21 protein-coding genes, 1 pseudogene and 3 other annotated features (1 of these 25 only partly in view) are annotated in these 23,283 nt (G+C 45.0%); of the genes and pseudogenes, 18 read left to right on the top strand and 4 right to left on the bottom strand.

From position 1 onward, the window contains the following. Positions 1-28: 28 nt before the first annotated feature. The 9 genes from M1M80_RS19720 to bacF all read left to right on the top strand — a co-directional run bounded on the left by M1M80_RS19720 (position 29) and on the right by bacF (position 10,631). Positions 29-1,729 (top strand): M20 family metallopeptidase, encoded by a 1,701-nt coding sequence (locus M1M80_RS19720; protein WP_060399755.1) that lies wholly within the window; start codon positions 29-31, stop codon positions 1,727-1,729. Next, positions 1,729-3,141, top strand: a complete 1,413-nt coding sequence (locus M1M80_RS19715) for an amino acid permease (RefSeq protein ID WP_060399754.1) — start codon at positions 1,729-1,731, stop codon at positions 3,139-3,141. Before M1M80_RS19720 ends, M1M80_RS19715 begins: the two co-directional genes overlap by 1 nt. A 206-nt stretch (positions 3,142-3,347) precedes the next feature. Next, complete coding sequence (locus tag M1M80_RS19710) at positions 3,348-4,586, top strand: MFS transporter (protein WP_060399753.1); 1,239 nt, start codon at positions 3,348-3,350, stop codon at positions 4,584-4,586. A 151-nt stretch (positions 4,587-4,737) separates the two neighbouring features. Continuing rightward, a complete protein-coding gene (bacA, locus tag M1M80_RS19705) occupies positions 4,738-5,352 on the top strand; it encodes a prephenate decarboxylase (protein WP_060399752.1) in 615 nt (204 codons plus the stop codon). After that, a complete protein-coding gene (gene bacB / locus M1M80_RS19700; protein WP_060399751.1) occupies positions 5,342-6,049 on the top strand; it encodes a 3-((4R)-4-hydroxycyclohexa-1,5-dien-1-yl)-2-oxopropanoate isomerase in 708 nt (235 codons plus the stop codon). The genes bacA and bacB overlap by 11 nt, the downstream gene beginning before the upstream one ends. A gap of 2 nt (positions 6,050-6,051) precedes the next feature. Beyond that, on the top strand, positions 6,052-6,813 hold the full coding sequence (bacC, locus tag M1M80_RS19695) for a dihydroanticapsin 7-dehydrogenase (protein ID WP_003235947.1): 762 nt from the start codon (positions 6,052-6,054) through the stop codon (positions 6,811-6,813). Between the two features lie 18 nt (positions 6,814-6,831). Next, positions 6,832-8,250, top strand: a complete 1,419-nt coding sequence (gene bacD / locus M1M80_RS19690) for an alanine--anticapsin ligase (RefSeq protein ID WP_003235946.1) — start codon at positions 6,832-6,834, stop codon at positions 8,248-8,250. Beyond that, positions 8,247-9,431, top strand: a complete 1,185-nt coding sequence (gene bacE, locus M1M80_RS19685; protein ID WP_060399750.1) for a bacilysin exporter BacE — start codon at positions 8,247-8,249, stop codon at positions 9,429-9,431. Before bacD ends, bacE begins: the two co-directional genes overlap by 4 nt. Next, on the top strand, positions 9,432-10,631 hold the full coding sequence (gene bacF, locus M1M80_RS19680; RefSeq protein ID WP_060399749.1) for a transaminase BacF: 1,200 nt from the start codon (positions 9,432-9,434) through the stop codon (positions 10,629-10,631). A gap of 13 nt (positions 10,632-10,644) precedes the next feature. Here the strand turns inward: bacF and bacG are convergent, their stop codons facing one another. Continuing rightward, complete coding sequence (gene bacG, locus M1M80_RS19675) at positions 10,645-11,424, bottom strand: NADPH-dependent reductase BacG (protein ID WP_060399748.1); 780 nt, start codon at positions 11,422-11,424, stop codon at positions 10,645-10,647. Positions 11,425-11,555: 131 nt separating this feature from the next. Further along, positions 11,556-12,320, bottom strand: a complete 765-nt coding sequence (gene hemQ / locus M1M80_RS19670) for a hydrogen peroxide-dependent heme synthase (RefSeq protein WP_003235942.1) — start codon at positions 12,318-12,320, stop codon at positions 11,556-11,558. A 270-nt stretch (positions 12,321-12,590) separates the two neighbouring features. Here hemQ and pta point away from each other — a divergent pair, with 270 nt between their 5' ends. The 3 genes from pta to ywfL all read left to right on the top strand — a co-directional run bounded on the left by pta (position 12,591) and on the right by ywfL (position 15,499). After that, a complete protein-coding gene (pta, locus tag M1M80_RS19665) occupies positions 12,591-13,562 on the top strand; it encodes a phosphate acetyltransferase (RefSeq protein ID WP_003235941.1) in 972 nt (323 codons plus the stop codon). 144 nt (positions 13,563-13,706) lie between these two features. After that, positions 13,707-14,606 carry a cysJI operon transcriptional regulator CysL gene (gene cysL / locus M1M80_RS19660; protein WP_003222059.1) on the top strand — a complete coding sequence of 300 codons (900 nt, stop codon included), beginning with the start codon at positions 13,707-13,709 and terminating at the stop codon, positions 14,604-14,606. A gap of 47 nt (positions 14,607-14,653) precedes the next feature. Then, positions 14,654-15,499: an octanoyl-[GcvH]:protein N-octanoyltransferase gene (ywfL, locus tag M1M80_RS19655; protein WP_003235940.1), complete on the top strand. Its 846-nt coding sequence runs from the start codon at positions 14,654-14,656 to the stop codon at positions 15,497-15,499. Between the two features lie 184 nt (positions 15,500-15,683). Here the strand turns inward: ywfL and M1M80_RS19650 are convergent, their stop codons facing one another. Continuing rightward, entirely contained in the window at positions 15,684-16,109 is a 426-nt protein-coding gene (locus M1M80_RS19650; protein WP_021480903.1) for a hypothetical protein, read from the bottom strand. 290 nt (positions 16,110-16,399) lie between these two features. On the opposite strand from M1M80_RS19650, the gene M1M80_RS19645 reads away from it, so the two are divergent. Further along, complete coding sequence (locus M1M80_RS19645) at positions 16,400-17,248, top strand: carboxylate/amino acid/amine transporter (RefSeq protein ID WP_060399747.1); 849 nt, start codon at positions 16,400-16,402, stop codon at positions 17,246-17,248. Positions 17,249-17,390: 142 nt separating this feature from the next. Here the strand turns inward: M1M80_RS19645 and rsfA are convergent, their stop codons facing one another. Next, a complete protein-coding gene (gene rsfA / locus M1M80_RS19640; RefSeq protein WP_003235937.1) occupies positions 17,391-18,170 on the bottom strand; it encodes a prespore-specific transcription regulator RsfA in 780 nt (259 codons plus the stop codon). 213 nt (positions 18,171-18,383) lie between these two features. Between rsfA and M1M80_RS19635 the strand changes: the two genes are divergently transcribed. The 5 genes and pseudogenes from M1M80_RS19635 (at position 18,384) to M1M80_RS19615 (ending at position 22,576) form a co-directional block, all read left to right on the top strand. Further along, positions 18,384-18,608, top strand: coding sequence for a YuzB family protein (locus M1M80_RS19635; protein ID WP_003222050.1), 225 nt, complete (start codon positions 18,384-18,386; stop codon positions 18,606-18,608). A gap of 160 nt (positions 18,609-18,768) precedes the next feature. After that, positions 18,769-20,070, top strand: a complete 1,302-nt coding sequence (locus M1M80_RS19630; protein WP_003235936.1) for an HD domain-containing protein — start codon at positions 18,769-18,771, stop codon at positions 20,068-20,070. A 35-nt stretch (positions 20,071-20,105) separates the two neighbouring features. Continuing rightward, a complete protein-coding gene (locus tag M1M80_RS19625; protein WP_003222046.1) occupies positions 20,106-20,606 on the top strand; it encodes a YwgA family protein in 501 nt (166 codons plus the stop codon). Positions 20,607-20,718: 112 nt separating this feature from the next. Next, entirely contained in the window at positions 20,719-21,192 is a 474-nt protein-coding gene (locus M1M80_RS19620) for an Rrf2 family transcriptional regulator (RefSeq protein ID WP_032731692.1), read from the top strand. Continuing rightward, positions 21,189-22,576 (top strand): annotated as a pseudogene (locus M1M80_RS19615) (MFS transporter). Before M1M80_RS19620 ends, M1M80_RS19615 begins: the two are co-directional and overlap by 4 nt. A 46-nt stretch (positions 22,577-22,622) precedes the next feature. Further along, positions 22,623-22,851: a binding site (T-box leader), on the top strand. 31 nt (positions 22,852-22,882) lie between these two features. Beyond that, positions 22,883-23,105: a binding site (T-box leader), on the top strand. Positions 23,106-23,136: 31 nt separating this feature from the next. After that, positions 23,137-23,283, top strand: a binding site (T-box leader) (it continues 76 nt past the right edge of the window).

Here is a 23,283-nt window from a genome sequence, read left to right as displayed (position 1 = left end):
TTCAACTTTTTGATCAGGAGGATAATTTATGCTGTATACAAAAATCAGTCACATGAAGCCGGCTGAAAGAGTGGAGGCACTGACAACATCTCTGGTCAGTCTCAGCAGTGTGAACGGCACTGTCGGAGAAGGGACAAAAGCAGATTTCATCAAAGAAGTGATCATGAGCTATCCTTATTTTCAGGAAAATCCTAGTCATGTGTGGGAACAGGCCATTCCGAACGACCCATACAATCGCAAAAATATTTTTGCGTTTATTGAAGGACATGGAGAAAGCCGAAATACTGTCATTTACCATGCCCATCTGGATACAGTCGGAATTGAAGATTTCGGCCCTTTAAAGGATATCGCTTTTGATTGTGAAAAATTGGCCGCGTACTTCAGCCGTTATGAGTTCGACCAAGACGTTCAGCGGGATGCCAAATCGGGCGAGTGGATGTTCGGAAGAGGATCTGTCGATATGCAAAGCGGCATCGCCGTTCATTTAGCCAATCTCCTGCATTTTTCAGAGAACCTCGATACATTGCCGGGAAATCTATTGTTTATGGCAAGTCCGGATGAGGAGAGTCAGCATTCCGGCGTTCTCGCCAGCATTTCAGAGCTGAACCGGCTCAAAAAAGAAAAACAGCTTCACTATCTGGCTGCTATTAATACAGATTTTATTACGCCGCTTTACGATGGTGATGAGACAAGATATATCTACACCGGAGCCGCGGGAAAACTGCTGCCTTGCTTTTACATCTATGGGCGAGAAGTCCATGTTGGCGATACGCTGGCAGGGATTGATCCAAATTTGATTTCATCTGAAATCACAAGCCGTCTCCACAATAACATTCATCTGGCAGAAAAGATTGAAGGCGAGTTGGTTCTGCCCCCATCCTGTTTGTATCAGCGTGATAACAAAGAAGCCTATAATGTGCAAACGGCTGTCAGCAGCTGCTTGTATTTCAATTATTTTATTTATGAAAGAACAGCAAAGGAAATTATGGACCTGCTTATTGAAGTCGCTGAGGAAGCGTGCCGGGACACAGAACAAAAATTATCAGATTATTACGAAGAATATGTAAAAAGAACCAATCTTCCGAAGAAACATTTATCATGGGACATTCAAGTGTACAGTCTGGAGCAATACTTAGAAAAGCTGAGAAGCCGCGGCGTAGATCCTGAGCAGTGTATCGAGCAGACATTCAAAGCCAATGAGCACCTTGAACTTCGTATAAGATGTTTTAAGGCAATCGAAGAGCTTCAAAAGCTTGACCCCGATCAAGGCGCAAAAGTCATTCTATTTTACGCACCTCCCTACCTGCCGCATAACTATTTAAAAGAAGATAGCGCAAGAGATCAGCTTTTGCAGCATGTGATTAAAGAAGCGGCTGACAAAACCGCTGAATCGACAGGCGAAACATTTGTCTTCAAAAAGTTTTTCCCCTACTTGGCAGACGGCAGTTTCTTATCGCTGCACGAAACCGATGGTGAAATTCATTCCTTTATCAGAAACTTCCCTGGGTGGAATATGATTGGAACCATTCCGTTCAAGGATATACGCAAGCTGAATATTCCATCCATCAACATGGGCGTATACGGAAAAGAAGGTCATAAATGGACAGAACGAGTCTATAAACCGTACACATTTCACGTATTGCCCCACCTCATACAGCAGACCACTGTTCACCTTTTGCAAAGCTACCGGATGACCATCACGACACAAGAACTGAAGGGGGAAGGATGATGCAGAATCATAAAAATGAATTGCAGCGCAGCATGAAAAGCAGGCATTTGTTTATGATTGCCTTGGGAGGGGTGATTGGAACCGGGCTGTTTTTAGGCTCCGGTTTTACCATCAGCCAGGCGGGACCGCTCGGCGCCATTGCCGCATATATCATCGGCGGATTTTTAATGTATCTTGTCATGCTCTGTTTAGGAGAACTGGCTGTTGCCATGCCGGTGGCCGGATCGTTTCAGGCCTACGCCACTAAATTTCTGGGACCGTCGACAGGCTTTATGATCGGCTGGCTGTATTGGTTCAGCTGGGCGAATACAGTAGGCTTGGAGCTGACGTCAGCGGGCATTTTGATGCAAAGGTGGCTGCCCTCCGTTCCGATCTGGATATGGTGTCTCGTGTTTGGCATCGTCATCTTTTTGATTAATGCGCTGTCTGTCAGAAGCTTTGCCGAAATGGAATTTTGGTTTTCAAGCATCAAAGTGGCAGCGATCGTACTATTTATCGTGATCGGCGGCGCTGCTGTGTTTGGCTTGATTGACTTTAAAGGCGGACAGGAAACGCCATTTTTGTCTAACTTTATGACTGATAGGGGCCTTTTCCCTAATGGGGTGCTGGCCGTTATGTTTACGCTGGTTATGGTGAATTTCTCCTTTCAAGGGACGGAGCTTGTCGGCATTGCAGCAGGGGAAAGTGAAAATCCGGAAAAAACACTGCCAAAGTCCATTCGAAATGTCATTTGGCGCACACTGTTTTTCTTTGTGCTTGCTATGTTCGTCTTGGTTGCCATTCTTCCGTACAAAACGGCGGGGGTCATTGAAAGCCCGTTTGTAGCGGTACTCGATCAAATCGGCATCCCATTTGCGGCTGATATCATGAACTTTGTCATCTTAACGGCGATTTTATCTGTTGCCAATTCGGGTTTGTATGCGGCGTCGCGCATGATGTGGTCACTTTCATCAAATCAAATGGGCCCGTCCTTCCTCACCAGACTGACAAAAAAAGGCGTGCCGATGAATGCCTTGCTGATTACACTCGGCATTTCCGGCTGTTCACTGCTGACAAGTGTCATGGCTGCAGAAACGGTATATTTATGGTGTATCTCAATCTCAGGCATGGTGACAGTTGTCGCGTGGATGTCCATTTGTGCTTCGCAATTTTTCTTTCGCAGACGTTTCCTCGCTGAAGGCGGAAACGTGAATGACCTGGAGTTCAGAACGCCTTTATATCCGCTAGTCCCGATTCTCGGATTTGGTTTATACGCATGCGTATTGATCAGCCTTATTTTCATTCCGGATCAAAGAATCGGCTTGTACTGCGGCGTGCCGATCATTATTTTCTGCTATGCGTACTATCATCTAAGCCTCAAAAAACGTATAAATCATGAACCGACAGAAAAAGAGCAGGCAGAGGCGCAATAGAAAAAGCTCTCCGGAAACCGGAGAGCTTTTTTACGCGTTAAAATCCTCTTTATTTTTAAAATGAAATATATAAATCTATATTGAGATTTAAATGAAAATAATAAAAATTATAAAGGTTTCGTTCGAATTGTGAATTGTGAAAAAACAATGCTAAACTTAATTCAACTTTATGATAAGAAGATTATGGAAGAGGTGTTTGAGGGAGAATGAACAGCAAACAAAACAATGACATCGAAACAAAACATCATTTTCCGCTATTTTTAGCACTGGCTTTAACGATGGGGGTATTTGCGGCAGGGTCTGAAGAGCTTGTGATCTCACCGCTGCTGCCGGATTTAGCAAATGCCTTCAACTCAGATGTCAGTGTCCTTGCGTTATCTATCAGTATTTACGGTGTAATGATATTTATCGGTGCGCCGCTCCTGGTTCCTTTAGGCGATAAATACTCCAGAGAACTCAGTTTACTGGCCGGACTTATGATCTTTATTATAGGAACAGTGATATGCGCTTTAGCTCAAAATATCTTTTTCTTCTTTTTAGGCCGGGCACTTTCGGGATTGGCTGCGGGAGCGTTCGTGCCGACCGCTTACGCAGTTGTCGGGGATCGTGTTCCTTATACATACAGGGGCAAGGTGATGGGACTGATCGTTTCAAGCTGGTCGCTGGCATTGATTTTCGGTGTGCCGCTCGGATCATTTATCGGCGGCGTCCTGCATTGGAGATGGACATTTTGGATTTTCGCCTTGATGGGCGTTTTAGTTGTTTTGCTGATCTTGCTTGAAATGCGCCGCCACGCCGAACATAAAAACAACGGCAAGGAAGAAAAAGAAGAACCGGCTGGAACATTCCGGGATGCGCTGAAAGTCCCGCGTGTACCTGTTTATATCACGATAACCTTTTGTAATATGATTGGTTTTTACGGTATGTATTCATTTTTAGGCTCCTATCTTCAGGACGTTTTTACCGGAGGAAACACAGCAGCGGGCTTATTTATCATGATTTACGGTATCGGGTTTTCCATGAGTGTCATTACAGGAAAGATGGCTGACCGCATCGGAAAAATGCGCTCCCTTTTGATTGCACTGGGGGTCATCAGCGTGCTGCTGGCATGTTTAGCATATGCGCCGGCTTCAATGATTCTGTTAATCGTCAGCCTATTTATTTGGGGATTAATGCAAAGCTTGACGGTGACGCTGCTCAGCACCATTTTAAGTGACTGCTCAGAGCGTCATCGCGGGAAAATTATGGCGTTTTACAGCCTCGCCTCGAATCTGGCTGTGACATTAGGCTCTGCTTTGATGGGGCCTGTATATGTGGGATACGGGTATGCAGCTGTCGGATTTATTTGCGCCGCCATCACAGTGCTCGGATTTGTGCTCAGTGTATTCGCATATAAAAAGTACGGCAAGCATGAGCAGAAAGCGGATCATTCTTTATCCCAATAAACAAAGTTTCTAAATTCCTATAATAAAAAACCCTTTCTTAAGGGTTTTTTTGTTTGTATGGGGATAATTATCAATATTTTCAAAAAATGTTGACAGTTCAATTGTCGCTGGATAAAATTTACTTAAAATTTTAAAAGATTGGTTGGTGCTCATGATTATATTGGATAATAGCATTCAGACAAAAAACAGAACTGATTCAATATCCAAACTGATTACAGTCAACACGCTCGGCCCTGAGGGGACAAGCAGTGAGTACGCAGCAAAGCATTTCATCTCCAATTTTACTCTTCAACAGGGGCTGAACAGTAAATTGTCCTTGCATGATACATTTGAATCATGTATCGAAAGGACCCTTCAAAGCCCGCTGGAATATACCATCGTCCCACACGCTTACGACGGCATTAAGCATTTCTACATGAGGCCGGATTTGCAGCTTTTGCAGATCTTCAGGTGTGATACACCAATGTACGGCCTGGCTGTTCGTCCTGATTTTGAATTCAGCGACGATATGCTTGATACATCTGTTATTGTTTCACATCCATCACCTATAAATTTAATAAAATATTTTACCCGCAAAGAAGTACGTTTCAAACTGGTCAATTCGACCAGTCAAGCTGCAAGAAAAGTAAAAGAAGGCCTGTATGACATTGCCTTAACCAATGAGCTTGCACGGCAAAAGTACGGGCTTGCATTTGTGAAAACATTTAAAAGCATTCCTATGAGCTGGTCATTATTCGGAAAAGGAGACGTTGATTATGAAAACTAAAGAAGATATGCAGGAGCTTTATTTCCCGACACCGAAATTAATAGAATGGGAAAACGGAGTGAGACAGTATTCAACCGTGCGGGGCGACACCGAGGTGTTAATGTCTTACGTTCCGCCGCATACCAACGTTGAACCCCATCAGCATAAGGAAGTCCAGATCGGCATGGTTGTTTCTGGTGAGCTGATGATGACTGTCGGAGATGTGACAAGAAAAATGACGGCCTTGGAATCTGCCTACATTGCGCCGCCGCATGTGCCTCATGGGGCAAGAAACGACACAGACCAAGAAGTCATTGCCATTGATATCAAACGGCTGAAAGCTGATGAAACATATACAAGTCCTGAAGACTATTTTTTGAATATTTTCAAAACGAGAGACCTATTGCCTGGCATGGAAGTCACGTTCTTTGTTGAGGATTGGGTTGAAATCATGCTGGCCAAAATCCCTGGAAATGGCGGAGAAATGCCTTTCCATAAACATCGAAATGAGCAAATTGGCATCTGCATCGGCGGCGGTTACGACATGACGGTCGAAGGCTGCACAGTCGAGATGGAATTCGGCACAGCCTATTTCTGTGAGCCTCGGGAAGATCACGGCGCCATCAACCGTTCAGAAAAAGAATCAAAATCGATTAATATCTTCTTCCCGCCGCGCTACAACAGAGCAAAAGCAAAAAAAATAAAGGCGGATGAGTAATCATGAACCTCACTGATAAAACCGTCCTCATAACAGGAGGCGCATCAGGAATTGGTTATGCGGCGGTTCGGGCTTTTTTGAGCCAGCAGGCAAATGTGGTTGTGGCGGATATTGACGAGGCTCAGGGAGAAGCAATGGTCCGGAAAGAAAATAGTGACAGGCTGCACTTTGTGCAAACAGATATCACAGACGAAGCTGCCTGTCAGCACGCTGTTCAATCGGCGGTCGATACATTTGGAAGGCTGGATGTATTGATTAATAATGCGGGCATCGAAATCGTGGCTCCCATTCACGAGATGGAGCTCAGCGATTGGAACAAGGTGCTCCAAGTCAATTTGACCGGCATGTTTTTAATGAGCAAGCACGCACTCAAGCATATGCTCGCTGCCGGCAAGGGCAACATCATTAATACGTGCTCAGTCGGCGGGCTCGTGGCATGGCCTGATATTCCTGCCTATAACGCCAGCAAAGGAGGCGTTTTGCAGCTGACGAGGTCGATGGCCGTTGATTATGCGAAACATCAAATTCGCGTCAACTGCGTATGCCCGGGGATTATCGACACACCGCTAAATGAAAAATCATTCCTTGAAAATAATGAAGGCACACTTGAAGAGATCAAAAAAGAAAAGGCAAAGGTAAATCCGCTGCTGAGGCTTGGGAAACCCGAAGAAATCGCAAATGTGATGCTGTTTTTAGCCTCGGATTTATCAAGCTATATGACCGGAAGCGCCATCACTGCAGACGGAGGATACACCGCACAATAGAGAAGGAGTGTTTTACATATGGAGAGAAAAACAGTATTGGTCATCGCTGATCTTGGAGGCTGCCCGCCGCACATGTTTTATAAAAGCGCTGCTGAAAAATATAACCTGGTCAGCTTTATTCCAAGACCTTTTGCAATTACAGCCTCTCATGCAGCACTGATTGAAAAATACTCGGTCGCGGTCATAAAGGATAAAGACTATTTTCAGAGCTTAGCTGATTTTGAGCATCCCGATTCCATTTATTGGGCGCATGAAGATCATGACAAGCCTGAAGAAGAGGTCGTCGAGCAAATCGTTAAGGTTGCCGAAATGTTTGGGGCGGATGCCATCACAACAAACAATGAATTATTCATTGCCCCGATGGCAAAAGCCTGCGAACGTCTGGGCCTGAGGGGTGCCGGAGTGCAGGCCGCCGAAAATGCCAGAGATAAAAATAAAATGAGAGACGCTTTTAATAAGGCCGGAGTCAAATCGATCAAAAACAAACGCGTCACAACGCTAGAGGATTTCCGTGCTGCACTTGAAGAGATTGGCACACCTCTTATCTTAAAGCCTACATATTTAGCGAGTTCAATCGGCGTAACGCTGATTACGGACACTGAGACGGCAGAAGATGAATTTAACAGAGTCAATGACTACCTGAAATCAATTAACGTGCCAAAGGCGGTCACGTTTGAAGCACCGTTTATTGCTGAAGAATTTTTACAGGGTGAGTATGGAGACTGGTATCAAACAGAAGGGTACTCCGACTATATCAGCATAGAAGGCATCATGGCAGACGGTGAGTATTTCCCAATCGCCATTCATGACAAAACGCCGCAAATCGGATTTACAGAAACATCACACATTACGCCGTCCATTCTGGATGAAGAGGCGAAAAAGAAAATTGTCGAAGCCGCCAAAAAGGCAAATGAAGGGCTTGGACTGGAAAATTGCGCAACACATACAGAGATCAAGCTAATGAAAAACAGAGAACCGGGTTTAATAGAGTCGGCAGCGAGATTCGCAGGCTGGAATATGATTCCTAATATTAAAAAGGTCTTCGGCGTTGATATGGCGCAATTATTATTAGATGTTCTCTGCTTCGGAAAAGACGCCGATCTGCCGGATGGATTATTAGATCAAGAGCCTTGCTATGTCGCCGACTGCCATTTGTACCCTCAGCATTTTAAACAAAATGGCCAGATTCCGGAAACTGCTGAGAACTTGGTGATCGAAGCGATCGATATTCCGGACGGGCTTTTGAAGGGTGATACCGAAATCGTTTCTTTTTCGGCAGCAGCACCAGGGACATCAGTTGATTTGACACTGTTTGAAGCCTTCAATTCCATTGCTGCATTTGAACTAAAAGGCAGCAATTCACAGGATGTGGCTGAATCCATCAGACAAATTCAGCTGCATGCGAAGCTGACGGCAAAGTATGTGCTGCCAGTATGAAACAGCTGAAGCCAAACTCTAAATATTTGCTTTACGGGCAGGCGCTATCGTTTATGGGAGACTATTGTGTTCTCCCTGCCCTGCTCATTTTGTCTACATATTATCATGATTATTGGGTGACATCGGGGGTCATCGTGGTCAGAAGCATTCCGATGGTATTTCAGCCATTTTTGGGGGTTCTGGTCGATCGGTTAGATAGAGTTAAAATCATGCTGTGGACGGATATCATCAGGGGCCTTATCTTTTTGGGGCTCACATTTCTTCCAAAAGGCGAGTACCCGCTGATTTTTCTCGCCCTGCTGTTTATCTCTTATGGAAGCGGTGTGTTTTTTAATCCTGCCCGTCTTGCGGTCATGTCCTCGTTGGAATCAGATATTAAAAACATCAACACGTTATTCGCAAAAGCGACGACCATCTCGATTATCGTCGGTGCGGCTGCCGGAGGGCTTTTTCTGTTAGGCGGATCTGTAGAGCTGGCTGTTGCTTTTAACGGTGTGACATACTTGATTTCGGCCGTTTTTATCAGCCGCATTAAGCTGCAATTCGTGCCGATTCAATCTGAAAACATAAAAGAGGCCTTTCAGTCTTTTAAAGAAGGACTCAAGGAAATCAAAACCAATGCTTTCGTATTAAATGCCATGTTTACGATGATTACGATGGCGATGCTGTGGGGAATTGTGTACAGCTATTTTCCAATCGTCAGCCGCTTTCTGGGTGACGGGGAAATCGGCAACTTTATTCTCACGTTCTGTATTGGCTTCGGCGGCTTCATCGGAGCGGGGCTTGTCAGCAAATGGGGCTTTAACAACAATAGAGGCCTGACGTATTTTACCATTTTATCGATTGTCTCGCTGGCACTGTTTTTATTCACGCCGATTTTCGCTGTCTCGGTCATCGCCGCTATCCTCTTTTTCATTGCGATGGAATACGGGGAAGTGCTTGCAAAGGTGAAGGTTCAGGAGAACGCGGCAAACCAGATTCAAGGGCGCATTTTTTCGGTGGCGGAAGCGTCAATCGGATTATGCATTTCTGTTGGTTCGATGTTAATCAACGTTTTAAACGCTCCGGTCATTATGGGGCTGATTGTTGTGATGGTAAGCGGATTGTTTCTGCATACGAAGCTCGTCAACAAATCGTTTTTGGAACGGGATAACAAAACGGAGCAAAAAGGAGTCTTTTAGATGGAAATAACACCGTCCGACGTCATCAAGACACTTCCAAGGCAAGAGTTTTCTCTCGTTTTTCAAAAGGTGAAGGAATTGGAAAAAACGGGGGCGCATATCATTAATCTCGGACAGGGAAACCCTGACCTTCCCACTCCGCCGCATATTGTGGAGGCCTTGAGGGAGGCGTCTCTGAATCCATCGTTTCACGGATACGGCCCATTCAGAGGCTATCCTTTTTTGAAGGAAGCAATCGCTGATTTCTACAAAAGAGAATATGGAGTGTCAATCAATCCTGAAACGGAAGTTGCACTCTTCGGCGGCGGGAAAGCCGGATTGTATGTGCTGACACAATGCCTGCTCAATCCGGGAGACATCGCTTTGGTCCCGAATCCGGGCTACCCTGAATACTTATCAGGAATTACGATGGCGCGAGCTGAGCTGCACGAAATGCCGCTGTATGAAGAAAATGGCTATCTGCCGGATTTTGAAAAGATTGATCCTGCCGTGCTGGATAAAGCGAAGCTCATGTTTTTAAACTATCCGAATAACCCGACGGGAGCTGTGGCCGATGCGGCTTTTTATGCAAAAGCGGCTGCTTTTGCGAAAAAGCACAACATCCACTTGATCCATGATTTTGCGTACGGCGCGTTTGAATTCGATAAAAAACCGGCCAGCTTTCTTGAGGCAGAGGATGCCAAAGCTGTCGGGGCAGAGCTTTATTCATTTTCAAAAACATTTAATATGGCAGGCTGGAGAATGGCGTTTGCGGTCGGGAATGAAAAGATCATTCAGGCCGTCAATGAGTTTCAGGATCATGTATTTGTCGGCATGTTCGGCGGACTGCAGCACGCGGCGAGTGCGGCGCTTTCAGGAGATCCGGAGCAAACGGAATCCTTGAAACGAATCTACGAGGAACGAATTGATTTTTTTACGGAGCTGTGTGAAAAGGAATTGGGCTGGAAGATGGAAAAGCCAAAAGGAACGTTTTACGTATGGGCTGAAATTCCGAAAACCTTCGAGACATCTCACCAATTCTCTGATTACTTACTGGAGCATGCCCACGTCGTTGTCACACCGGGTGAAATATTCGGAAGCAACGGAAAAAGGCATGTCAGAATATCGATGGTGTCAAAGCAGGAGGATCTGCGGGAATTTGTCATGCGGATTCAAAAGCTGAACCTGCCGTTTGCATCATTACAAGAAGTATCCCGCTAAAAGCGGGATTTTTTTATATGCTTTTCATGCTGCCGCCGTCAGCGGAAATTTGCTGTCCCGTGATGTAGGAGGCTTCCTCGGAGGCGAGAAACGCGGCGAGCGCTGCGGTTTCTTCGGCTGATCCGACCCGTTTCATCGGAATCCCGGAAGCAATCTGTTCCTCTGCTTCCTGTTTGGATATGCTGTTCTTTTTCATCACATTTTCCACAAATTGATGGTAACGGTCTGTAGCGATAAAACCAGGATTCAGGCAGTTGACAGTAATATTGTGAGGAGCAAGCTGGATGGAAATATTTTTACTGGCGTTAATTAAAGCGGCATTCATCATACTGTTTGTAAACATATTGGCGCCGGGTTCTTTCCACAGATTTCCGACAATGTTGATGATTCTGCCAAACTCGTTTTGTTTCATCAGTGAGGCAGCACGCTTGATAGCGTCAATGTAGGCAACGGTCTTTTGTGTGAACGTGGCCGTCATATCCTCTATATTGCAGTTATCAAATGTGTCAGGCGCGCCGCCCGGAATATTATTAATCAGAACATCAAGGCGTCCGCATTGAGATTCGATTTCTTGAAAAATGCCGGCTCTCGTATGCTGGTCAGACATATCACCCGCAAGGACAATGACGCTCGCTTCAGGATGCTTGGCCAAAATGTCTTTTTTGACAGGCTCAATATTGTCCAAGTTTCGTGAATTAATGACGAGAGAAAAATGCTGGTCTGCTAATTTCAGAGCGATTGCTTTTCCGATCCCTTGACTGGCTCCCATAATAAATGCGGTTCGTTTTGACAAATAACTGCACCCCTTTGCAAAAATTGGATTATTATCTACATCGTAAGAAAAAACGAAGAAAATAGCAAATTTTATTTAAATTCTGATAAAGAAGAATCGAAAAACTCCCGCCGGCAGGGCGGGAGGAGATATTATACATATAGGAATTGAGGAAGTGTATCAAGCGAAAGGCGGTTGCCGACAAAGAATGAACCGAATTCGCCGTAGCGAGCGCTGACTTCGTCAAAACGCATTTCATACACAAGCTTTTTGAATTGAAGCACATCATCACTGAATAATGTAACGCCCCACTCGTAATCGTCAAAGCCGACGGAGCCGGTGATGATCTGTTTGACTTTGCCCGCATAGCTGCGGCCGATTAAGCCGTGGCTTCTCATCAAGTTTCTGCGTTCTTCCATTGAAAGCATGTACCAGTTGTCGTTGCCGGATCTTCTTTTATCCATTGGATAGAAGCATACATATTTAGATTCCGGCAGTTCAGGGTAAAGGCGCGCACGTACATGCGGGTTTTCGTAAGGGTCGCCGTCGCCGCTTGCCAAGTAGTTGCTCAGTTCAACCACTGATACGTAGGAGTAAGCCGGAATGGTGAACTCAGCAAGTCTTGATTTGTTGAATTCGAGCTCAATTTCATTTAATTCTTCCATTGTAGGACGAAGAATCATCAGCATAAAATCAGCTTTTTGGCCGACGATGCTGTAAAGAGTCTGTGATCCTTTTCCTTCTTTTTGGGCCACGCCCCATTTTTCAAGCAATCCTGTGAATTCATGTATGATAGATTGGCGCTCATCGCTGGACAGCAGCTTCCAGGAAGTCCAGTCCATTGTGCGGAAATCATGTAACGCATACCAGCCGTCAAGCGTTTTCGCCGCTTCATTCGTCATTTGCTGTTCACTCATTTATCTTCACTCCTATTATCTTTTCATGATTGCCTTCACTATACCATAGTTTATCCGATTCTACTGTAGAGAAACCTTGAACATCCCTTTCGTATAACTCCATAAAAATAAGAGAAGCTATAAGGAAAGAAATAGTCACTTAAATTAGTTAGAAAAATAAGATTTTTTTATGAAAGCGCTATAATGAAAGTTGGCTGTTTGAATTTGATTGGAAGAAGAGTATGCTAGTAAAAGAAAGCGTTTTTGTAACTTTTTGAGGAGGTTTTAGTTGTGGCAGATTTATTTTCAACAGTGCAAGAAAAAGTAGCTGGAAAAGACGTTAAAATTGTATTTCCTGAAGGCTTAGACGAACGTATTTTAGAAGCGGTCAGCAAGCTTGCAGGAAACAAAGTGCTGAATCCGATTGTGATCGGCAATGAAAATGAGATCCAAGCAAAAGCAAAAGAATTGAACCTTACGCTGGATGGCGTTAAGATTTATGATCCTCATACATATGAAGGCATGGAAGACCTTGTACAAGCATTCGTAGAACGCCGTAAAGGCAAAGCGACAGAAGAACAAGCTCGTAAAGCATTATTAGACGAGAACTACTTCGGTACAATGCTGGTGTACAAAGGCCTTGCAGACGGACTTGTAAGCGGAGCGGCTCATTCAACAGCCGACACTGTCCGCCCGGCTCTTCAAATCATCAAAACAAAAGAAGGCGTGAAAAAGACTTCTGGCGTCTTCATCATGGCTCGCGGAGAAGAGCAATACGTGTTCGCAGATTGCGCGATCAACATTGCGCCTGACAGCCAAGATCTTGCCGAGATCGCGATCGAAAGTGCCAATACGGCAAAAATGTTCGACATTGAGCCTCGCGTGGCAATGCTCAGCTTCTCTACAAAAGGCTCAGCAAAATCTGACGAAACAGAAAAAGTAGCGGATGCTGTGAAAATCGCGAAAGAAAAAGCGCCTGAACTGACACTTGACGGCGAATTCCAATTCGATGCTGCATTTGTTCCATCTGTAGCTGAGAAAAAAGCGCCAGATTCCGAGATCAAAGGGGACGCTAACGTATTCGTATTCCCAAGCCTTGAAGCAGGAAACATCGGCTATAAAATCGCTCAGCGTTTGGGCAACTTTGAAGCAGTAGGACCAATCCTGCAAGGTTTAAATATGCCTGTAAACGACCTTTCAAGAGGATGTAACGCTGAAGATGTTTACAATCTCGCATTAATTACAGCGGCGCAAGCACTGTAATAAAAATGAAGACGATGGCAGCTCTCTTCCTGAGGGCTGCCTTTTTTGCGCCCGTATAGCCTTCTTTACCAAGACAGATGATATGAGTACAATAAAGAAAACTGATTATAATTATATATTTTATTAATGACAGGGGTGGGGTTTTTGTATTACGACGTGCTGAAAACGTTTATAGCGGTAGTAGAAGAAAAAAACTTCACAAAAGCAGCGGAAAAGCTGATGATCTCCCAGCCCAGCGTCAGTCTGCATATCAAAAATCTTGAGAAAGAATTTCAAACGGCTCTCCTGAATCGGTCGCCAAAACACTTTACAACAACGCCGACAGGAGACATTTTGTATCAAAGAGCAAAGCAAATGGTATTTCTCTATGAGCAAGCCAAGGCTGAAATCTATGCGCACCATCACTATGTGAAAGGCGAATTGAAAATAGCTGCCAGCTTTACGATCGGAGAGTATATTCTTCCGCCGCTTCTGGCCCAGCTGCAAAAGCTGTATCCAGAGCTGAACCTCGATGTCATGATCGGCAATACAGAGGAGGTCAGCGAGCGTGTGCGGATGCTTCAGGCTGATATTGGGCTGATTGAAGGACATACAAACGAGAATGAACTGGAAATTGAACCGTTCATGGAGGATGAAATGTGTATCGCCGCGCCGAATCAGCACCCGCTGGCCGGGCGGAGAGATATTTCGATCAGCGATTTGCAAAACGAAGCATGGGTGACAAGAGAGAAAGGCTCCGGGACGAGAGAATATCTCGATCATGTGCTCAGCTCAAACGGACTGCGGCCGAAGTCGATGTTCACCATCAGCAGCAATCAAGGTGTAAAAGAAGCGGTGATCAGCGGCATGGGGCTATCTGTTCTATCCAGAAGCGTGCTGCATAAGGATTTGATCCACCGTGAAATTTCAATTCTCCATATTAAGGATTTCTCATTAAAGCGCAAGCTGTCTTACATTCATTCTCCTCTCATGGAGAATACGAAAAATAAAGAAATTTTTATTACGATGCTGAAAAGCAATTATCAATCACAGCGGCTGAAATGATATAATAGTTTTCGTTCATAAGCCTAACATGAAAGGGTTTTACATAGATGGCAAACCAACCGATTGATTTACTGATGCAGCCGACATGGAGAGTCATTGACCAATCCAGTCTCGGCCCTTTATTTGATGCGAAGCAATCCTTCGCAATGGACGATACGCTGTGCATGTCCGTCGGAAAAGGCGTGTCGCCGGCGACAGCGCGCTCATGGGTGCACCACAATACGATTGTCCTTGGGATTCAGGATACGCGCCTCCCGTTTTTGCAGGACGGCATCTCCTTGTTGGAGAACGAAGGATACCGCGTCATTGTACGCAATTCCGGCGGTCTGGCTGTTGTTTTGGATGAAGGCGTTTTAAATATCTCTCTCATATTCGAGGACGAAAAGAAAGGCATCGATATAGACAAAGGGTATGAAGCGATGGTTGAGCTGATGAGACGGATGCTCAAGCCGTACAACGCAAAGATCGAAGCCTATGAAATTGAAGGGTCATATTGTCCCGGCAGCTATGACCTCAGCATAAATGGCAAAAAATTCGCCGGCATCTCTCAAAGACGCGTTCGCGGCGGAGTCGCTGTTCAAATCTATCTCTGCGCGGATAAAAGCGGCAGTGAAAGGGCCGACTTGATCCGGCGATTCTACCAAGCGGCGCTGAAGGACAAACGAAACGATAAAAAAGGCGTCTATCCCGAGATACGTCCGGAAACAATGGCGTCCTTAAGCGAGCTTCTGCAAACAGACATCTCCGTACAAGACTTAATGTTCGCTTTACTGACGGAATTAAAAGCGTTAAGCACTCATCTTTACTCAGCAGGACTGTCCATGGATGAGGAAATGGAATTTGAGAAAAACCTCGTCCGGATGGCTGAGCGGAATGCTAAGGTATTTGGGTGAACAAATAGATCTAAATTTAATATAGCTAATTGACAATAGATAATGAATAGAATCTATTGTCAATTAGCTTTGTATGGCTTAAAGTTGTGTAAAAAAATTATGGCTGGAATTTTATGATGTTTAAAAATAAGTGGTTAAAATAAAACCAATGACTTGGGGAGAAGTCATTGGTACACTTTTTAAATTATTTATACTTATATTTAACATTTGAAACTTTAGTTAGTGCATTAGACCCTTTATAAATAGTAACTTTATAGGATATTTGAAGGCCGGTACCTTTAGACTTTGCCGTTTTAAAAGGTTTAATCATATTATTAGCCCCAACTTGATACATTAAAGTTCCAAGACCTATTTGTGGTGATCTTAAACTAGCTATATAACCAATGATCAAGGATTTATTTGACCCTAAGTTATTATATCTGCTTACAATTTTCTTCACTTGGCTTTTTGTATAATAAACACTTACATTTTTAACAGCATGTACATTGTTATTACACTGTAATCCTAGATGAGTTCGTACACATTTCGCTGCATCAGCTTTTGGCATATTTACTGATAAAATTACTGATAATGCAAGACCAATGGATAGTAAAAACTTAAATGCTTTCAAATATTCCATCTCCCTAATTATAAATTTTTCCTCAATTGAAGATTTTTACTAGACTTAAGTCAACAGTTATTTTAGCAAGCACGGTTAAATTTGTAAACGCTTTTTTAGTAATTAATTCAAATTTTAATCTCTTTTTAAGCAAGTCTTAAAATGGTTTTATAACAAAATCACTGTAAATTCACTCAACTTTTGAAAGTCTCAGGAAAATAGATCGTATTATTTTACTTTATTTATTAAGATACTATCTTGGGAGGTGCGGTATTTTGGGATATAATTTCTGCGGTTAAACTATACTTACTGCGGCTTTTTTCTGGGGAACTACGGGAACTGTTCAGGCGATGGCTCCAGAAAGCTCCACACCGCTGGCATTCGGAGCGTTCAGATTATTAATAGGAGGAAGCGCCATGCTGCTTGCGGTTTGGATCAGCAGGAAGCTTCATGTGAAAAATTGGTCATCAGCAGCAGTTTGTATGGCGTGTTACCAGCCGCTGTTTTTCACAGCCGTTAAAGAAACCGGAATCGCTGTGGGGACTGTGATTGCGATCGGCAGTGCACCTATCATTGCCGGGAGTATGGAGTGGGCCGTATTGAAAAAACGCCCGCGAAACTCTTGGTGGGTCGCGACTGTACTGGCTTTAGCGGGTTGCTGGCTCCTGTTTTCCGACAGTTCCAATGTTCGGGTTGATGCTGCTGGTGTTCTAATGGCGCTTGGAGCGGGTGCTTCTTTTGCGGGCTATACGCTAATCAGTAAATCGATGATGAAAACCCAGCCTCCGCGAGCGACTTCCGCCGTTGTCTTTATGATCAGCGCCATCTTGCTGACGCCGCTTTTATGGCAGTCAGATATCTCGTGGATATTGACCCCGAGAGGACTGGGAACGAGCCTTTACATCGGGTTAATTGCAACATGTGCCGCTTACTTTTTGTTTGTGAAAGGGCTTACCGGGGTTCCGGCCTCGGCGGCGGTCACGCTGTCTTTAGCTGAACCGCTGACGGCCTCATTGCTGGGCGTGTTTTTCATAGGGGAAATGCTTTCACTTTCCTCGTGGCTCGGCATTGCACTTATGCTGCTGGGGCTTCTGGTCATTTCCGCTGCGCCTCGTAATCAAAAAACGGCTGAGACAGCTCACATGTCTTAATAGATTCACTAAGCTTGGCCTCATTTTACAAGAATAGCGGGGCTCGCAGCAAAATGATAAAATCCTCTTTTCTTAATGGAAAAGGGGATTTTGCACATGGTGAAAATCCCAAAACAGCAGCTCGTTTTGGGATTTTTCTAAGTTATTCCGCTAATTTTTCTAAATTGCCGTTCCGATCCATTTTGAAGGACGGAGAGGCATGTTCATCTTCTTCAAATAAAACTAGCTTTCTGGCTCTATTCATAATTTTTACCAAGGTTTCATAATCTTCTTGGATCGTTTTTTGGTCTTTTTCAAGCTTTTGAACTTCTGCCTCAAGCTGTTCCGTTTTGCTTTGCAATTCCTGATTTTCTTTCTTTAAACGTTCATTTTCCATTTTTAATGCCGATGATTGCTCGTTATTGCCTTCGTAATTCTGCAGGAAGCGGATCACATCATTCATTGTCATCTCAGGCGCAGCAGCAGGCGTTTGAGGAGACAATAAGTGTGATAGACTAGCTAACTCTTCCTTAAAGCTTTCATCCACAAAAGGCATGTGTTCGCCTGACATTAAAGGCTGCTGCTCATTTTCGGCTGATGGTGCGTCCGTTTTGGCCGGCTCCTCTGCAGCGGTTTCTTGAATGATTCCAGGATCAACCGCAGGAGGCTGATATAATAGTCTTTTTTTCGCTGGCTGCCCGTTTCCGAGCGCTCTCATCCGCTGTTTTCGCTGTTTTTTCGCAAGCTGTAGCGCTTTTTCATATTGATGGCGGACTACCGCGTTCCATCTGAATCCGCAGGCTGCGGATGTCCGGTTCAATTTATCACCGACTTCTTCAAAGGCGTTCAGCTGGGTGCTGCCCTCCCTCACATGCCGAAGCACTGTTTCGGCTAAAAGCAGATCATTTTCTTCTGACCAAGCGTCTTGTCGCTGTTTTGTCATTTATCTCAACTCCCATTTTTCTTTTCATGGTATTAGAATGTCCAGTATGGAAAACATTTATACAAGTTGGCTGAAAGAATAGGAGATACGAAGGATGGAGCGGCTTGCAGGAACAGTCGAATCCTTGTAAAATGAAGAGTGATGTGATTTTTTTGAAAAGCGATTTTAGGTTATTCACATAGATGAACATAGAAATGAAGGGAAGCGTACGTCATGGCTAATGAATTTCGAGTGTGTGATGATTGCCAAGCCACTAATATCAAAACATTGCTGCCGCGTTTAAAAGAAGTGGACCCGGACGCAAAGGTTGAGGTAGGATGCCAATCTTATTGCGGGCCCGGACGGAAAAAATCATTTGCTTTTGTGAACAATCGTCCGCTGTCAGCTCCGACAGAGGATGAGCTGATTGACAAAGTAAAAAAGAAAATAAAAAAGTAAAAACATATTTTCAATAGCCTCGGCCCTCAGGTCAGGCTTTTTTGCTTCACATCATGTGTTTTTCGTAAAGATGGAACAAATCGCCGGGCAAATTCAAGGATGTTTTCAAAGAATAGAGTCGATATAATAGAAACACGGCTAAAAAAAAGAGGGAATGACGATGGCGTATCCAAATGGAAAATTATCAGAAGAAAAAGTGTTTAAAGATCCGGTGCACCGCTATGTTCATGTACGGGACAAGCTGATATGGGATTTGATCGGAACCCGCGAATTTCAGCGTCTCCGCAGAATTAAGCAGCTCGGCACGACGTATTTGACGTTCCATGGCGCTGAGCACAGCCGGTTCAACCATTCTCTCGGTGTCTATGAAATTGTCAGGAGAATGGTTGATGACGTCTTTAAAGGCCGCCATGAATGGGATGACAGTGAGCGCGAACTCTGTTTGGCCGCGGCGCTGCTTCATGATCTCGGGCACGGGCCGTTCTCGCATTCATTTGAAAAAGTCTTTCACCTTGACCACGAAGATTTTACAAGAGATATCATTTTGGGGGACACTGAGGTCAATCAGGTGCTCAGAAAGGTGAGCCCACGTTTCCCGCAGGATGTTGCTGAAGTCATTGCCAAAACATATAAAAACAAGCAAGTGGTCAGCCTAATTTCGAGTCAGATTGACGCAGACCGCATGGATTACCTGCAGCGCGACGCTTATTATACGGGCGTCAGCTACGGCCATTTTGATATGGAGCGGATTCTTCGGGTGATGCGCCCGCGCGAGGATCAGATCGTCATTAAAGAAAGCGGGATGCACGCTGTCGAAGACTATATCATGAGCCGCTACCAAATGTACTGGCAGGTGTATTTCCATCCTGTGACAAGAAGCGCAGAGGTTATTTTAACGAAGATTCTTCACAGGGCGAAGCAGCTGCACGATGAAGGCTATGTGTTCACTCACGCTCCGGTTCATTTCTATTCTATTTTTGAAGGGAAATTGACGCTGGAGGATTATTTGAAGCTGGATGAATCTATTATTTTGTATTACTTCCAGGCCTGGGAGGATGAAGAAGATGCGATTTTATCCGATTTGTGCCGCAGATTCATTAACCGCCAGCTGTTCCAATACGTTGAATTCAATCCGAACGAAGAAATGTCGGCATATTTTGAGCTGACTTCATTGTTCAAAGAGGCGGGAATCGATCCGAGCTATTATTTGGTCGTCGATTCTTCTTCAGATCTGCCATACGATTTTTACCGTCCGGGAGAGGAAGAGGAGCGTCTGCCGATCCATCTCTTGACGCAAAACGGCCAAATTAAAGAGCTGTCCAGACAGTCGGCTATTGTCGAATCCATCTCCGGAAAACGGCGGACGGACCACAAGCTGTACTATCCGAAGGACCTGATTTGTGACGGCTCTGAACATCCGGAAGCGAAAATGAAAATCCGGCAGCTGCTGGGACTGACATAGAAATTGGAAAGAAGGAAAAAGGAGATGTCGGGAATTTGTTGAAAGAACATGCAAAACTGATGAAGGTGTTCTCGGATTCTGGAGAAATCATCGGGCGGAAGAAGCTGCAGAAAATGATTTATATCGCTAAAAAAATGCAGTTTCCTTTCTATGAGAAATATGATTTTCACTTTTACGGACCGTATTCAGAGGAACTGACGCTCCAGATTGAAGAGCTGTGCAACCTTGGATTTCTGCATGAGGTGAAGGAAAAAAAGGGCGGCTACTTTCAATACCGTTATTCACTGACTGAGACAGGCTCCGCGTTTTTAGACCATGCTGATCTGGATATGCCGGATATTAAAGGCTATATCGACAGTGTAAACAGCCGTTCATCACGGTTTTTAGAGCTGGTTTCCACGATCCTTTACTTTGACGGGCTTGAGGCTGAGGAAAAGAAAGAAAAAGTCTTTACAATCAAAAGCAAGCAAAAATATACAAATGAAGAATATGACGAAGCGCTTCAATACATAGAGGAACTGAAGCAGATTTGTTAACCATACCAAGCAAAAGAAATGAACCGTTTCTTTTGCTTTTTTTGTTGACAAAAGTTGCTAAGGGATCTATTGTGGATATTAGTTATCCATAATGAATCAGGAGTGAAGTATGATGAAAATGAAATCAGGGATGGAGCAGGCGGTTTCTGTGCTGCTGTTATTGTCACGGCTGCCCGTACAGTCTTCTTTAACGTCAGAGGCAATCAGCCAGCGTTTGCGTGTGTCTCCGTCTTATTTGAAGAAGCTGATGAGAACATTGGTTCAGGCCGGTTTGGCAGAATCCATACCGGGGACGAAGGGCGGTTTTACCCTTACGAAGCCTTTGACGGACATTACGCTCTATGATGTTTATCAAGCGGTTGAAGGCAGAGGTTCGATGTATCAGGGGAAAGGCCTGCTGCAATCCGTATTCGAGGGTGAAAGTAACTGTGTGCTGGAGACAGTCATGGGGGAAATCGAGGATAAATGGGCCAATCTCATGAGAGAAGAATCCTTGCAGCATGTCATGGACAGAGTCGGGGAATTGTATGATCTTGAAAAAATAGATGATTGGGTAAACCAGCAATTGAAAGGGCAATTGCAATGAAAAATAGCGGGCCGTTACAAAAATCAGAATCATCAGGAATATCCGTGCTGATCGTGCTCGCTCTCGGTTTTCTCATGGCTACTCTTGATGTAACCGTTGTGAATGTGGCAATGGCAGATATGAAAAACGCTCTTTCGATGTCACTTTCAGGTGTGACATGGGTTGTGGACGGGTACATCCTTACGTTTGCTTCACTTCTGCTGGCGGGCGGAGCCTTGGCTGACCGTTTCGGCTCGAAGGCGATATATATACTGGGCTTGGCCATTTTTGTCCTGGCCTCCTGCCTTTGTGCGGTATCGATTAATGGCCAGATGCTGATTGCCGGACGCCTCATACAGGGAATTGGCGCGGCTTTGTTTATGCCGAGCTCACTCAGCCTTTTGGCGGCCTCTTACCCTGATGAGCGGGTGCGGGCGAAAATGTTTGGGTTGTGGGCTGCCTTTGTGTCCGCCGCTTCTGGCCTTGGGCCCTTTATCGGCGGTGTGCTGGTACAAGCAGCAGGCTGGCAGAGTATTTTTCTGATCAACGTGCCTTTAGGGGCGGCTGCGCTCATTTCAGCTTACCGAATACTCGACCGCGTGCCGGGAAAAAGCAGGCACGTGAATATCACAGGGCACCTGCTTGGAGTGGCGGCGCATTGATACAGGGGCCTTCAGCGGGCTGGCGTTCGCCCGTAATTCTCGGTGCATTCGCGGCGGCGCTTTTGGCATTTGTGCTGTTTTTGCTGCGGGAAATCTCTGCGAAAACATCGATTCTGCCGGTGTCCTTATATAAAAACGGCCGTTTCTCAGCTGCTCAGTTTGTCGGTTTTCTGCTCAATTTTGCCCTTTTCGGCGGCATGTTTATGCTGAGTCTTTTTTTGCAGGAAGCAAGAGGCGCAAGCTCCTTTATGGCCGGAGTTGAGCTGCTGCCGATGATGGCCGTCTTCGTGATCGGCAACCTGCTGTTTGCCCGTCTGGCGAATCGGTTCGAAGCAGGGCAGCTTATGTTTGTGTCAATGACGGTCAGCTGTATCATTGCATTGCTGTTATTTGTGCTGATTTCACCGGATTTTCCTTATTGGCAGCTGGCTGTTTTGATGTCTGTCATGAACCTTGGCACCGGCATTACAGTTCCTGCCATGACAACTGTAATCATGCAGGCTGCCGGGCAAAAGCATGCGAATATCGCCGGCGCGGCTTTAAATGCGAACCGGCAAATCGGAGCCTTGGTCGGCGTAGCGGTATCCGGGGTGATCATTCATCTGTCTGCCACTTGGTATGCCGGTGCCGGGTTTACGTTTTTGATGATGGGAGCGGCGTACAGCCTCGCCGCATTGCTTGTATGGCTGTTTCTGGTTGCCCATAACGGGACTGCCGCGTCAGAAAAAAATGTAAATCACTGATTGCGCTTTGTGGGAATATATAGTAAGATATAAAAAATTATTGAAACAACAGGCACTGATAAGGACACGAGATGCTTTTTACGGTTTCCAGAGAGGGAAGGACAGCTGAGATCTTCCTAACGCAGGGAAAGCAGCTTACCGCCTTTGAGCCGTATCGGGGAAATCAAGTATCTGATACCGTCATGCTGCGTTACAGCACCTTAAAGCCGATACACCATGTGTGTTGATCGGGAATTTGGGTGGAACCACGGATAATAAACACATTCGTCCCTTTTAGAGGGATGGGTGTGTTTTTTTATGAATTGAATACATGCGAAGAAAAGGACATGAATGATATTTACGGTTTTCAGAGAGGGAAGAAAAGGTGAGAGCTTCCCAGCTTAGGAATATCATTTACCGCCTTGGAGCAGCATTGGGGAACTGAAGTATCCAATGCCGTCTATGCTGCGTTACAGCACCGAGCCGATAAACATAGCGTTTGTCGGGAATTTGGGTGGAACCACGGGTAAATCACACACTCGTCCCTTTTAGAGGGATGGGTGTGTTTTTTTATGAATTGAATATATGCGAAGAAAAGGACATGAATGATATTTACGGTTTTCAGAGAGGGAAGGAAAGGTGAGAGCTTCCCAGCTTAGGAATATCATTTACCGCCTTGGAGCAGCATTGGGGAACTGAAGTATCCAATGCCGTCTATGCTGCGTTAC

The organism is Bacillus inaquosorum (assembly GCF_023238325.1).
Lineage (GTDB): Bacteria > Bacillota > Bacilli > Bacillales > Bacillaceae > Bacillus > Bacillus inaquosorum.
The sequence above is the reverse complement of the archived record's forward strand: the minus strand, read 5'-3'. Positions and strand labels throughout refer to the sequence as shown.

Bases quoted from the DNA above. Each gene is read 5' to 3' on its own strand.
- bacF (WP_060399749.1), top strand. From the start codon at position 9,432: ATGGAAATAACACCGTCCGACGTCATCAAGACACTTCCAAGGCAAGAG.
- bacA (WP_060399752.1), top strand. From the start codon at position 4,738: ATGATTATATTGGATAATAGCATTCAGACAAAAAACAGAACTGATTCA.
- M1M80_RS19720 (WP_060399755.1), top strand. From the start codon at position 29: ATGCTGTATACAAAAATCAGTCACATGAAGCCGGCTGAAAGAGTGGAG.
- M1M80_RS19630 (WP_003235936.1), top strand. From the start codon at position 18,769: ATGGCGTATCCAAATGGAAAATTATCAGAAGAAAAAGTGTTTAAAGAT.
- bacB (WP_060399751.1), top strand. From the start codon at position 5,342: ATGAAAACTAAAGAAGATATGCAGGAGCTTTATTTCCCGACACCGAAA.
- ywfL (WP_003235940.1), top strand. From the start codon at position 14,654: ATGGCAAACCAACCGATTGATTTACTGATGCAGCCGACATGGAGAGTC.
- M1M80_RS19715 (WP_060399754.1), top strand. From the start codon at position 1,729: ATGCAGAATCATAAAAATGAATTGCAGCGCAGCATGAAAAGCAGGCAT.
- M1M80_RS19635 (WP_003222050.1), top strand. From the start codon at position 18,384: ATGGCTAATGAATTTCGAGTGTGTGATGATTGCCAAGCCACTAATATC.
- M1M80_RS19620 (WP_032731692.1), top strand. From the start codon at position 20,719: ATGAAAATGAAATCAGGGATGGAGCAGGCGGTTTCTGTGCTGCTGTTA.
- bacD (WP_003235946.1), top strand. From the start codon at position 6,832: ATGGAGAGAAAAACAGTATTGGTCATCGCTGATCTTGGAGGCTGCCCG.
- rsfA (WP_003235937.1), bottom strand. From the start codon at position 18,170: ATGACAAAACAGCGACAAGACGCTTGGTCAGAAGAAAATGATCTGCTT.
- hemQ (WP_003235942.1), bottom strand. From the start codon at position 12,320: ATGAGTGAACAGCAAATGACGAATGAAGCGGCGAAAACGCTTGACGGC.
- M1M80_RS19710 (WP_060399753.1), top strand. From the start codon at position 3,348: ATGAACAGCAAACAAAACAATGACATCGAAACAAAACATCATTTTCCG.
- bacE (WP_060399750.1), top strand. From the start codon at position 8,247: ATGAAACAGCTGAAGCCAAACTCTAAATATTTGCTTTACGGGCAGGCG.
- bacC (WP_003235947.1), top strand. From the start codon at position 6,052: ATGAACCTCACTGATAAAACCGTCCTCATAACAGGAGGCGCATCAGGA.